At 53.2% G+C, this 12434-nt stretch carries 10 protein-coding genes; 9 read left to right on the forward strand and 1 reads right to left on the reverse strand.

The features are described from left to right. Positions 1 to 422: 422 nt before the first annotated feature. Positions 423 to 1268 carry a LysR family transcriptional regulator gene (locus V7730_RS19805; protein WP_335749300.1) on the reverse strand — a complete coding sequence of 282 codons (846 nt, stop codon included), beginning with the start codon at positions 1266 to 1268 and terminating at the stop codon, positions 423 to 425. A gap of 229 nt (positions 1269 to 1497) precedes the next feature. Between V7730_RS19805 and V7730_RS19810 the strand changes: the two genes are divergently transcribed. The 9 genes from V7730_RS19810 to V7730_RS19850 all read left to right on the forward strand — a co-directional run bounded on the left by V7730_RS19810 (position 1498) and on the right by V7730_RS19850 (position 12291). Continuing rightward, positions 1498 to 2562 (forward strand): ABC transporter substrate-binding protein, encoded by a 1065-nt coding sequence (locus V7730_RS19810; protein ID WP_335749301.1) that lies wholly within the window; start codon positions 1498 to 1500, stop codon positions 2560 to 2562. A 7-nt stretch (positions 2563 to 2569) separates the two neighbouring features. Beyond that, on the forward strand, positions 2570 to 4150 hold the full coding sequence (locus V7730_RS19815) for a sugar ABC transporter ATP-binding protein (protein ID WP_335749302.1): 1581 nt from the start codon (positions 2570 to 2572) through the stop codon (positions 4148 to 4150). Continuing rightward, entirely contained in the window at positions 4147 to 5082 is a 936-nt protein-coding gene (locus V7730_RS19820; protein ID WP_335749303.1) for an ABC transporter permease, read from the forward strand. The genes V7730_RS19815 and V7730_RS19820 overlap by 4 nt, the downstream gene beginning before the upstream one ends. Further along, positions 5079 to 6056 carry an ABC transporter permease gene (locus V7730_RS19825; RefSeq protein WP_335749304.1) on the forward strand — a complete coding sequence of 326 codons (978 nt, stop codon included), beginning with the start codon at positions 5079 to 5081 and terminating at the stop codon, positions 6054 to 6056. The genes V7730_RS19820 and V7730_RS19825 overlap by 4 nt, the downstream gene beginning before the upstream one ends. A 39-nt stretch (positions 6057 to 6095) precedes the next feature. Further along, complete coding sequence (locus V7730_RS19830; protein WP_335749305.1) at positions 6096 to 6854, forward strand: alpha/beta hydrolase; 759 nt, start codon at positions 6096 to 6098, stop codon at positions 6852 to 6854. Between the two features lie 344 nt (positions 6855 to 7198). After that, on the forward strand, positions 7199 to 9034 hold the full coding sequence (locus V7730_RS19835) for a GMC family oxidoreductase (RefSeq protein ID WP_335749306.1): 1836 nt from the start codon (positions 7199 to 7201) through the stop codon (positions 9032 to 9034). Between the two features lie 799 nt (positions 9035 to 9833). Continuing rightward, positions 9834 to 11021, forward strand: a complete 1188-nt coding sequence (locus V7730_RS19840; RefSeq protein WP_335749307.1) for a tyrosine-type recombinase/integrase — start codon at positions 9834 to 9836, stop codon at positions 11019 to 11021. A gap of 239 nt (positions 11022 to 11260) precedes the next feature. Next, positions 11261 to 11971, forward strand: a complete 711-nt coding sequence (locus V7730_RS19845; protein WP_335749308.1) for a hypothetical protein — start codon at positions 11261 to 11263, stop codon at positions 11969 to 11971. A 98-nt stretch (positions 11972 to 12069) separates the two neighbouring features. Beyond that, on the forward strand, positions 12070 to 12291 hold the full coding sequence (locus tag V7730_RS19850) for a helix-turn-helix transcriptional regulator (protein WP_335749309.1): 222 nt from the start codon (positions 12070 to 12072) through the stop codon (positions 12289 to 12291). Positions 12292 to 12434 lie beyond the last annotated feature (143 nt).

Below are 12434 nucleotides of genomic sequence, written 5' to 3' on the forward strand. Positions count from 1 at the left end.
ACCTTGGTCCACCTTAAGTTGGCTGCAAACTGGTCGAATTACTGGGACCACCTCTGTCCCAAATCTCCGACTTCTGCTTGTCCGTGAAAAATACGCGGCGACGATACTTCATTTTGATCACTCCATCTTTGGCTAAAGATTAAAGTGTTGCGTCGACCCGTTGAAATCGCCGCCCATAGCAGACCTTAGGCGTCAATAATGCTGCGGCAACGGATCAATGTCTGCTTCGGGGAAGCTGCAACGCAGCGTGCGGCGGCAACGCGAACGGCAGCTTTGGGGCGTTCGTGTTCCTCCAACAGAAGGGGGCGGAAAGTTTGCATTAGCTGCGATTGCAAACTTCGAGCGACGATTTTGGAAAAGCGGTCATTCAAGGACCCATGGCCAGAACCGTCAATTCCGCACGCGCATATGAATTGTCTTTACTATTCAAACATCATGCGAAACGTCTGCAGTAATCCGGTGTCTGATGCAGCGCTCCATGCCACGGAAATTGTCAGGTCAGTTTTGAAATTCTCTATCGGAACGATGGACAGCGTTGCGGGCAAGCTTTGTGCCGCTGACATTGGATAAAACGTAACCCCGCGTCCTGCAGCGATGCGCTGAAAAATGACCTGAATATCCCAAGCTTCGTCGACGATGCGGGGTTCTATTCCTGCGTCAGAACAGGCCTTGTCCAGCAAGTTTCTGTAGGATCGCCAGTTTTCTCTCAAACCCATGACGAAGGGGAGCTGCCGAAGTGCGTCCAGTGTAAATGAAGTTGGGCCATGGGGTGTTACGATGCCGATTTGCGTTGTCCAGATCGGACGCTGTCGGATATCAGGTTCAGTTACGCTGGCGTGAGACAACAGAAAACCGATGTCGATGTTTCCCGTCCTAAGCGATTTCATGATCGTATCCGTGGACATCATGTGCATTTCAATCTGCACCTCGGGGAAGGACGCCTGAAAGGCTTCGAGGCCGGGTGACATTTGTTGCGAAGTTGCTAAGGCAGAATAACCAACGATCACATGCCCTGTGGTTCCTTCATCATTCTGCCGAGATGCACGAATTGCCCTTTGGAACAGTGCAACCACTTGGCGCGCGTCATCGATAAACTGCAGCCCGCGATTTGTCGGTTTGATGCCGCGCGGGTTACGCTCAAAGATTAGAAATCCAAGATCAAGCTCAGCGTCCTTAACGCATTTCGAGATCGCCGGCTGTACGATGTTCAGGGCCTTGGCTGCGGCCCTGAAACCGCCGGCATCTGCAACGGAAATTATATAGCGCATGTGACGAATATCGATCCGCGTTGGCTTCAACTGTAAACCCGTTCCTGAGCATTTGATCGCGATAGCGATAAACTATCACATGATCGCCAAATGCTATTTGCTAAAACGTTTTTTGTCGACGCTAATCATCGAAAGGCTGGTTTGAACTGACTTGATTTCAGAGTCCGTGTTTTGCACGTCAAGTATGGCACAGCCGTGATAAGAAATAAAATATCTGGGAGGATACCGAATGAACACGATGATATCAAAGGCGTGTGCGCTGGCTTTGACGGGATTGGCTGCGGCTGCAACGATTGCGCACGCAGAAGACTTACTGGTGCCGGGCCTGCTGGACCCGACCACACAAGAAATGACTAAAGCTGGCGAATTCCAGAAGGACGGGCCTTGGACCATCGGTATGTCATTCCCGGGCTTGGGCAACACTTGGATCGTGCAAATGGTTCAAGAGACCAAATACACGGCTGCACAAAACGATCAGATCAGTGAATTTATCTTTACCGAAGCAGGGTGGGCGCCCGCAAAGCAAGTTGCCGATCTCGAAGACTTGATCGCCCGAAAAGTTGACGCCATCATCGTGGCACCGATGGCACCTGCTTCGGTCAAAAAACAGGTCGACGCGGCTATCGCGGCGGGTATCCTTGTGACTACCTACGGTTCTTCCGAGGGCGTGCTGAACTCTGCAGTTGAACTCAATCTTGGCGGCAAGGCTTTCGGGCGCACCGGCGGCGAATGGCTGAAGGAGAAACTGGATGGTAAGGGGACAATCTGGGCATTTCGTGGCATCGCGGGCGTGAACGAAGAAACACTGCGCTATGAAGGCATGACCGAAGCGTTGGAAGGGACGGATATCAAGATCGGTGCTGAAGTCTTTGGGGATTGGAACTATACCAAAGGCAAGCAGCTTTGCGAAAACTTGGTGCTGTCAGGGCAACCTGTCGACGCGATCTGGTTTTCGGGTGCCGACATGACACGCGCGTGCATTGATGTTTTCAAGGATGTGGGTAAGCCTTTGGTGCCGATGACAGGAGAGGGAAACAATGGCTTCCTGCGGATCTGGACTGAAAACAATCTCGACTCGGTAGCACCTATTTATACGCCGGGTATCGGGCCAGCATTGGTCCGTGCGACTGTATCGTTGCTTGAGGGGGAAACTCTGAACAAGGCTTATTATTCTGATCCGGCACCGATCACGAATGAGACCCTCAAGGACTTCTACCGCGACGATCTGAATGACGCGTTCTGGGTGACATCGACGCTGCCAGAGGAAGAAATCAGCAAAAACTTTAAACGCTGAACTGCAGATGTCGATACAAAGCCCAGTGGAGGAATCTGAGCATGGGCACCCCAACGCCCATGCTCAGACTATCGTAGAGTTTATTGACGTCACCAAACGCTTTGGGTTGAACATCGCCCTTGGTGATGTCTCAATCAAGGGCGTGCGCGGAACTGTCCACGCCGTCACCGGCGAGAATGGCGCGGGAAAATCGACGTTGATGAACCTTCTTGCAGGTGTTCACCGGCTTGATGGGGGCGCAATCCATCTGCATGGCAGGGCGGTTGCTCTGACCTCGCCCAAGGACGCACGCACCCATGGCATCTCAACCATCTTTCAGGAACTGACGCTGCTGCCCAATTTGACCGTCGCCGAAAATATGTTCCTTGGCCGGGAGCCGCGCCGCATGGGGCTGGTGGATCGCGGCGAAATGCAGAGACGGGCAGAAGCGGCGTTGGCGCGATTGGGAAGCAACATCTCACCCAGAACATTCTGCGGTGATCTTTCAGTTGGCGAGCAGCAGATGGTTGAAATAGCCAAAGGCATCGCCGCGGACGCCGAAATTTTTATTCTGGATGAGCCGACCGCCGCCCTGAACGCGCCTGAGGTCGAAAAGCTTGCCGAATTGATCCTGACGATAAAGTCCGAAGGTAAACTGATTTTCTATATCAGTCACCGTCTTGAAGAAATTTTCCGTTTCTGTGACGAGGTCTCGATCCTCAAGGACGGCAGGCATGTCGCAACCTATCCAGTGGCCGATATTGACCGGGAGCGGCTTGTGTCTTTGATGGTCGGCCGCGAACTGGGCCAGTTATTTCCGGCGCGAAAGGGGCCACGATCTTCTCCGAAACCCCTGTTGAGCATCAATAATCTGACGACCCGCGCATTTCCGGGGCAGGTCTCATTTGTGCTCGAAAAGGGTGAAATTTTGGGTCTTGCAGGTCTTGAGGGTCAAGGGCAGCGGGCCATTATTCGGGCGATTGCGGGGATTGATGCGCCGATTTCAGGGCACGTTTGCAAACATATCGACGGCGCGCCGGATCAAAACACCGTGCGGCCCACAATCGTTGCTGCAGCAAAGGCCGGGATCGGGTTTATTCCAGAAGATCGCAAAATCGAAGGCTTATACCTGCCGCTTTCCATTCGCCAGAACATGGCGCTTGGCATGTTGCGAGAGCAATCCATCTGGCGACGTGCGCGGATCAAACGCGATGAAATAGAAACACTCTTGGGTCAGATGCGCGTGGCATCGGCGGGTTCAGATCAGGCGGTCGGTGCTCTGTCTGGCGGCAATCAGCAGAAAGTTATGATTGGCCGCTGGCTGGCGTCAGGCGTGGACGTGCTGCTGGTCGAAGAGCCAACACGTGGTGTCGATGTCGGTGCCAAAGCCGAGATTTACACATTGCTCAGGGAGTTTGCCGACGCCGGTGGCGCGGTTCTGATCACATCCAGTGAATTGACCGAAGTGCTGGGTCTTTGCGATCGCATTCTTGTGGTGCGTGCCGGGGCTTTTGTGGCCGAATTCAATGGTCCAACAACGACAGAAGAAAGGGTCACGCGTTTGGCCTTGGGTGAGGGTTTACATGAAGAATTGGAAGTCGTCGTATGAATAGGTTCAACATTCTGCGATTCCCCGGGCGTTCGGGTTTGGGGGTTGTGGCGATCAGTTTACCGATTGCGATCTTTATCTTCATTAGCTTTGCCTCGCCCAACTTTCTGAACGTCCAGAACATTTCCAATGTAAATGCCCAGATTACCGCTCTCTTGATTGTGGCTCTGGGCCAGATGATTGTCGCTATTGGCGGCGGTATTGATCTGTCAGTCGGATCAGTTCTCAGTCTCACCAGTGCCATTATTGTCTCGGTGGATCCTGCTCTTGCCGTACCGTTGGCATTGATTGCAGGATTGATGGTCGGCCTTGTTAATGGTGTAGGGGTGACTGTGTTCGCGGTGCATCCTCTTGTCATGACGTTGGCCTCGTTGACCTTTCTTCAGGGACTTGCCCTGCTGGTCCTGCCGGTGCCCGGGGGCGACGTGCCGGACTATCTCGAGGCGATGGTCGATTTCTCATTCTTAGGCCTTCCAGCCGCCTTCTACTGGTGTCTGGTGTTTGCCGCAGGGACCGCGATCATGCTGCGATCTACCCGATTTGGTTTGAGGATCTTTGCAGTGGGCGCAAACGACGACAACGCTGCCCGCAACGGTGTGAATGTGATCTTCCATCGAATTTCTTGCTATGTTCTGTGTTCTCTTGGTGGGGTTATGGCTGGCTTTTTTCTGTCTGCCCGGGTCGCTTCGGCGGACGCGACGATGGGGGCAAACTTTGGCCTTGAGTCTGTTACCGCGATTGCGCTTGGCGGCGTACTGTTAGCCGGAGGGATCGGCAGTGTGACCGGTGTTATTGCAGGAACTGTCGCTTTGGGTCTCATGACAAACGGGATGAATTTGATTGGCGTGTCGCCCTTCATTCGCGCGGCGGCGACGGGCGTGCTGCTGTTGGCCGCGATCAGCCTTCAACCCCGCAAAGCGATTGGCGCATGACGGTCACGACATTGGATACTCCAGTATCAAAGCGCAGCCGACTGGGTGTATGTGCCCGTTTCTTTTTAAACTTGCCGTTTGCCTATCTGGGAACGGCGCTGTTGCTGCTGTTCGCCTATTTTACTCGGCCAATGCTTTTATCGCCATTGCTGTTGTTGTTGATCGTAAGGCAGGCAGCACCGCTTGGCATCGCCGTGATTGGCCAGTCGATCTGCATGAGGGTGCTGTCGCTTGATCTGTCGATTGGTGGCGTTATCGTCGCAGTCAGCTATATTCTGACCAGTGGCGCGCTGCCCTATTCCGAGCCTGTCTTGATCGTGATTTGCATATTATTCGGTCTCGCGGTTGGGGCCACCAATGCGTTCTTTATTACCCGTCTAAGGGCTTCGTCGGTGATCGTGACCCTTGCTATGGCGATGATCCTGACTGGCGTTGTGATATCGCTTGGCCAGTTCTACGCTCCCGGCGATGCGCCGGAGGTGCTGAAATTCATAGGCCAGAAGCGGATTGGCATATTTCCTATCGCGCTGTTTGTCTGGCTGGGCGTTTTGATCCCCGCCGCCCTGTTCCTGCGGTTTTCCGTTTTTGGCCGCTATGTCGATGCGATTGGGGCCAATCCCAATGCCGCGTGGGCGTCTGGCATTCCCTACATTCAAGTAGTGACGATGGTTCACATCCTGTCCAGTCTGTTTGCTGTCTTCAGTGGTTTGCTGTTGGTCGGTTTTGTTGGCGTCGGAAGCATGGATATCGGCGGTGACCTTGCGCTGAATTCTCTGGCTGCGGTGATCCTTGGTGGTGTCACTTTCGGGGCCGGAAAAGGCGGTGTGCTTGGTCCCGCTGTTGCCGCCTTCATGCTGACATTCAGCTTTAATCTGTTGACGTCCCTGGGGTTGGGTGAACCCGGAAAACTGATGATACAAGGCGCAATTATTGCAGTCGCCGCAATGGTTTATGCTTCGCGCAGGAACAAATAACCTGCTTCGAAATTTTTAAACTCAAAGGGAGAACTTTGGATGGGAAATTACATGGAAGGTGCCGAGCCATTCGAATTCGACGGTGATGGCCCATCGGTGCTGGTCTTGCACGGCTTCACCGGCACGACGCAAAGCATGCACTTTCTTGGAAAGTCGCTGAACGAGAATTATGGTTTTCATGTCCTTGGTCCGTGTCTCGCAGGGCATGGCACATCCGTAGATGAGATGGCCAAGACCGGGTATCGCGACTGGATGGCATCCGCTGACGCCGCTTTGCACAAACTGGCCAAACGCGGCAAACCGGTCTTTGTGACTGGACTGTCGATGGGGGGGATGCTGACGCTTGCCCTCGCTGCGCGCTACCCCGATATTATTGCGGGAATTGTGCCAATCAATGCAATTGCCGGAGAGAACGACGGAGGTCTTGCCACGCTTGTGCTTGACCCCGCCGCGCCTGACCGCATTCCGGGCATCGGATCAGACATCAAAGCATCCGGTGTGACCGAACTGGCCTATTCGGAGGTTCCGGTGTCCTGCTTGCGCGAAGTATATCTGGCGCAAGCCGCGATCGGCGATACGCTTTACAACATCACCTGCCCGGTACAGATCATCCAGTCGCGCGAAGACCACGTGGTTCATCCCTCGAACGCATTGCGGATCATGCGCGGTATCAAGTCGTCGGACATCAGACTCCTTTGGCTGGACAATTCGTACCATGTCGCGACGCTGGACAACGATAAGGAGCTTATCGCCGCGCGCGCGGGACAATTCTTCGGGGAAACGCTTTGTGATCAATGAAGCAAGAGACTGAAATAGGAATCAGGCTTCAAGAATGAACATGTTCTGCCGTCTGGCGCTGCGACGACCGGCACGTGATTAAGGCGACTTAACGGCACAAACGACGGCCCTGACCGGCTGATTTATACTGTGGGCGCACCTGACGATCTGAGGTTTCAGTAGCCTTACGGTTCGCCCGATGTCACTGAGAATAAGGCGTAACTGCGTTTCCTTCTTCAGGGCTTCAAACGCCTTGTTCGAACGGCAAAACAAGCGCAGCGTAAGGATGGAGGCGTTCCAGACCGGAATGTCGTTTGAAAGTTTCTGGCTAAAGCCGGGACTTTGTTTGGGGAGGGAATAGAAGCATGTCCGATACATATGACTTTATCATAGTAGGCGGTGGTTCAGCGGGAGCGGTCATTGCGACCCGGCTGAGCGAAGATCCAAACTGCCGCGTCGCACTCGTGGAGGCGGGCGGCACGCCCCCTGACCACGAAATGATGCCGGCCGCAGTTGCGAGCCTGCAATTGGATCCGCAGGTCGACTGGATGTACACAGCCGATCCGGGCAACGCTGGCCTGGGCTTGATAGACAACCTGATGCCGGTTCCGCGTGGCAAGATGCTGGGAGGATCATCGGGTCTGAACTATATGGCCTATGTGCGCGGCCACCCCGGCGATTTCAACGCGTGGGCAGAAGGCGGTGCCACCGGTTGGTGCTATGCCGATGTGCTGCCCTATTTCATCAAGAGCGAGGACCTGACACCGAGCAACGAAATTTCGGTGGATAGTGAGGCCCATGGCACAGGTGGCCCGCTGGGTGTTTCGGTACGGTCACCGGTTATTCCGGCAGCGCGCGATTTCGTCAAAGCGGCCGGAGCAACGGGGATCCCGACCGGAGACTACAACGGACGAGACCGCGGTGGACCATCCGGCGTGGCGTCATTGTTTCAGACGACGACCCGCAAGGGCATGCGCTCCAGCACGTACCGTGCCTTTCTGGCGGGCGAAGCAGAAAACCGTACGAACCTGACAATTATCACGCATGCTCTTGTGACGCGGGTGTTGCTTTCGGACGGTGCAGACGATCTGACCGCTACTGGAATTGAGTATCAGGCGGAGGACGGTGCGCTGCATCAGATAAGTGCATCGCGTGAGGTCATTCTGAGTGCGGGCGCTGTCGGATCACCGCAAATTCTGATGCTCTCCGGGATTGGCCCGCGCCGCGAAATCGAGGCCGTTGATATTGAATGCCGCCACGAGCTGCCCGGTGTCGGTAAGAACCTCAAAGATCACCTGCATTGTGCGCTGTTTTTCCCCGCCCCTGGCATCGGCGTGCCGATTGCAGAGATTGGCGTCTCGGCTGGACCAGACGCATTGCGCGCACCCGCAGGGCCGTTGCCGACTGATGCGGCGGATGATGCATCAATGTCCCCTGAGCTTGCTGGCCTTAAGGCGGAAGCCGAGCGCCGTATTGGTCAATGGATGGAAACAGGAGAAAGCCTTGTTTCCTCCTCGCTTTATGATGCTGTAGCGTTCTTTTCGACGGGACTGGGGGACACGCACAGCCATGATGCGCAAATTGGCTATGTTCCTTGTGGATATGACGCAAGTCTGCTGGGAGATCGGTTGCGCATCGATCTATCTACCTTCTTTGAGGATTCAGAAAAGACGCTGGCCCCGGATCAGGAAAATATGATCCTGCTTGCCAACCCGGTCCTTCCACACAGCAAGGGCGAGATTGTGCTGGCCAGTGCCGATCCTGCCGCAGCACCCATCATCCGGATGAACTACTTTACTGATCCGCATGATTTGAAAGTTATGGTTGCCGTGATGCGCAAAGCATTGGACATTGCCGAAAACTGGCCAGGCGAGAACAAGCCCGGCCCATTGAATGTTCCGCCCGCACTTGCAAAAAAGCACGGGTATGTACAGGGTCAGACGCCAAGCGATGCGCTGCTTGAAAACATGGCTTTGCACTACTCGGTCACTGTCTATCACTTGTGTTCAACCTGTCGCATGGGCGACGTGGTTGATCCCACGTTGCGTGTGAACGGCGTCGCAAATCTGCGGGTGGCAGACGCAAGTATCATGCCAGACATCATCAGCGGAAATACAAATGCTGCTTCTATCATGATCGGCGAAAAGGGAGCCGATATTATCTCTGCGGAATATGATCTGAAACGGTCCGACGCTGCCTGACTGCGTCGTTAAAAAACGCACATTTGCCAGTTGAGAAATTACATCAATTGGCAAATGTCCCTTCGCATGTGGGATGGGTTATTCTGTAAAGTAATCTTGGTACTGTCGACATTTTTGCTAAACAATCCGGTTGCGATCTCAGTCTCTCAAAAAGGGCTGCTTGTGTCCTTAATTGCCAAACCACCGTCGCCACGCACCTCAGGCCCGTTCAGATCTGACCGCGAATGACTGCTTTGCGGAAGCTGCGTTGCAGCAGTCACCTCTATGACGAACGGCGGCTATGGGCCGTTAGTGCGACTTTGCAAAGTACACTATCTGCGCAAAGCTGCCGTCGGTGCAAGACGCAGCGAAGGTCCGCTATCTGCCCATGTGGTTGAGAGGAAATAGTCAGCGTTCCCCGTCAGTCAGGGTATCTCATATTTTCAGTGCAGCTGATAAAAAATGCAACTCACACATCAGATGATCTCTTCCAGCAAGACTGACTACTATACGACTACTGTGAAAAACCTTATGCCAAAGAACCTTTGTCCATTTCAGGCAAGTGCATGAAATATTAAGGTAAAATGGCTCCGGCGGTAGGGATCGAACCTACGACCAATTGATTAACAGCCCCGTCAGTGCCATTTCGCCCGTTTTCTCCAATATACGCTTAACGCCCATAAATCATTGATAATGAACATTTATTATTGACCGCTTGTGCGCTCGTGGACCATGTTCAGCGCTATAATTCGCTGCTCAGTGCTTCCGTAGTGCTTCCGTAAATGGAGGGCAGGAGTGGAAAAATGAAAAGGTGCAAGCAATGTCAAAGTTAACAAAGAGGTCAGTTGAAGCGCTGGAAGTCAGCGGCAGCGACTATCTCGTCTGGGACGCGGAACTGTCCGGATTTGGTGTTCGCGTGTTCGCATCGGGCCGGAAATCTTATCTGGTGCAGTATAGGGCAGGCGGGAGGACTAGACGGCGCTCCATTGGGCAGCATGGCGTGTTGACCGCTGAAGAAGCCCGCAATGAAGCGCGAAAGCTATTGGGGGAGGTAGCGAAAGGAGGCAATCCTTCTGAGGATCGTCAACAGCATTTGCGTGGTCCGTCGATGGCGGCATTGTGTGATCGCTTTCTGACCGAATACGCTGAGCACCACTGCAAGCCGTCAACCCGCAAGGGCTACGAGATTGTTGTTCGGACCTGCATCAAGCCCAAGCTGGGACCGCGTAAGATCGTTGATATCTCCCGCGCAGAAATCGTGGCTTTTCACCATGGCATGCGTGACCGACCATACATGGCAAATCGCGCCGTCAGTATTTTATCCAAGATGTTCAATTTGGCAGAAGATTGGGGCATGCGGAAAGACGGCGCAAACCCAGCACGGCGCATCAAGAAATTCAAAGAGGAAGAGAAAAAGCGCTACTTGTCAGATGATGAGCAAGCAAGGCTAGGTGACGTGCTCGCAGAGGCGCTAGAAACGGGGCAGGAGACGCCTTACACGCTTTCAGCGATCTACTTGCTGATGCTGACAGGATGCCGCTTAGGAGAAATTCTGACGCTGCAATGGGATTTTGTGACCGCTCGTCATCTTGAACTGCCTGACAGCAAGACGGGGCGGCGTCGTATTCCCCTACCGCGTGAAGCCTATGAAGTGATCATGTCGTTGCCGCGTGTGGCTGGAAATCCGTACGTGATCTTAGGTGAGAGCGAAGACGGCCACCTTATCAACCTGCAAAAGCCATGGCGGCGGATCAAAGCAAAAGCGGGAATTGATGACGTTCGCATGCATGATCTACGGCACACTTATGCAAGTGTCGCCGTCATGAGTGGGATTGACCCGTTTCTACTGAAAGAAATCATGGGCCATAAGAATTTGCAGACCACGCTGCGCTATTCGCACTTCGCAGATGAGGCGGTACAGAAGGCTGCAGGATCGGTCGCAAGCCGTTTGGCTGGAGCTATGAGGCGTTCCGTGACGGACCAGCCCAAGCTACGTGTGGTAGGCTAATCGTACTTTTTGCTTAAAGAGAGTTTAGGCCACAAAAACTTGTCCACTACGTTACGTTATGCACATTTGTCTAATGGTGCTGTTCAAAAGGCGGCGGGACAGATTGCAAACAGGTTGGCCGCTACTTTAGGTAGTGTGACGTAGTTCTATTTTCTTATGTTTTCGCGAGTATCCTCAATCCGAGCACGAAAAAAAAGAACTTCGTGCCTTGCCTTAGTTGAAAGATGGTTTTCATCATTATGTCAGACGATTTTGAGAGGAAGTTCGAAGCAATCTTCCAAGCAGACGAGGACAGAAGGGACGTTAAGTACGGTTTCCTCAAAGATGCATTGTTCGAGGATTTGCACAATATTCAGGGTGGCAAAACGAACCGAAGACAGTTCAAGGTGCGCATCCTTAAGTTGCTGGAACGCTATGAGGTAAGAGAAAAGCAGCGCTTAAAAGTCGCCGAAGCTCGAAGCACTTATCATTTGAAGAAGCTTGAGAAAAGCCTGCTGAGATCACTAAGTATATTGGGCGAAATGCATCCCGACGCACTTCAGATCTTAGACACAAAAATTCATTTGGAGCAATTGGGCAGCATTCTCATGAAATCCGATCCAGCTGTTTCAATAGAACTTCCGGAGATCACAGCTTTGAGCAGTCAGCTTTCGACGGTACTTGGTTCTGTACGCGAAGAAATAAAAACGGCAGTCGAAAAAAAGGGCCGCCCCGTCTCGAATGCTGCTTTGACAGAGCTCTTATTGGATCTTGGTGCAACTTTCGAAAACGGGTCTGGAAAACTCGCTGTTGAACACTGTTTTTTCAATGGCGCATCCAGCCTATATCAAGGTCAGTTCTATGATTTTGTTGAAAAACTTTTAAAAGCCTATGATCCGAAATTAATTTTTAGCAACGGTGCGCTTGGGAAGGCAATCAAGCGCGCATTGACCAGCGAAGACAGCCCGTAGACAAAAAGGGACCAAACTTGCTGCAATTATGTCCTTTGCCGTGACATCGTTGACGCTGCATTTTGTTTTTCAGACACCGAATAACAATGGAGCGACATGTGAAACATATTTCGGAGCAGACTCTATCCAATAACCTAGTGAACGAGCGCGAAGCCGCGTCTATCCTTTGCTATTCAGTCCGCGCGCTACAGAATTGGCGGCATCGCGGCGGCGGACCTGACTTTATAAAGGTATCTTCCCGCTCTGTACGCTACCGCCGTGCCGATCTGGAAAAGTGGATTGCAGCTCGCACGGTTAGCAACACCAGCCAACACATCTAACACACCAGTTTTGCCTCGGAGGGCTTGGCAGCACCTTTGAGGATTTTGGGGCCGAAAGGCTTTCAAACGGGCGCGAGGTCTCGCAGCTTCGCGCCCTTTCTATGTCTGCCGTCAACTCAAACCAAAGGATGACACTATGTCAA

Origin of the sequence: Sulfitobacter sp. (genome assembly GCF_036961165.1) — a bacterium.
In the GTDB taxonomy this organism is placed as follows: Bacteria; Pseudomonadota; Alphaproteobacteria; order Rhodobacterales; family Rhodobacteraceae; genus Sulfitobacter.

Coding starts and splice junctions, on each gene's coding strand:
- V7730_RS19835 (WP_335749306.1), top strand. CDS start 7,199: ATGTCCGATACATATGACTTTATCATAGTAGGCGGTGGTTCAGCGGGA.
- V7730_RS19820 (WP_335749303.1), top strand. CDS start 4,147: ATGAATAGGTTCAACATTCTGCGATTCCCCGGGCGTTCGGGTTTGGGG.
- V7730_RS19825 (WP_335749304.1), top strand. CDS start 5,079: ATGACGGTCACGACATTGGATACTCCAGTATCAAAGCGCAGCCGACTG.
- V7730_RS19845 (WP_335749308.1), top strand. CDS start 11,261: ATGTCAGACGATTTTGAGAGGAAGTTCGAAGCAATCTTCCAAGCAGAC.
- V7730_RS19805 (WP_335749300.1), bottom strand. CDS start 1,268: ATGCGCTATATAATTTCCGTTGCAGATGCCGGCGGTTTCAGGGCCGCA.
- V7730_RS19810 (WP_335749301.1), top strand. CDS start 1,498: ATGAACACGATGATATCAAAGGCGTGTGCGCTGGCTTTGACGGGATTG.
- V7730_RS19830 (WP_335749305.1), top strand. CDS start 6,096: ATGGGAAATTACATGGAAGGTGCCGAGCCATTCGAATTCGACGGTGAT.
- V7730_RS19815 (WP_335749302.1), top strand. CDS start 2,570: ATGTCGATACAAAGCCCAGTGGAGGAATCTGAGCATGGGCACCCCAAC.
- V7730_RS19840 (WP_335749307.1), top strand. CDS start 9,834: ATGTCAAAGTTAACAAAGAGGTCAGTTGAAGCGCTGGAAGTCAGCGGC.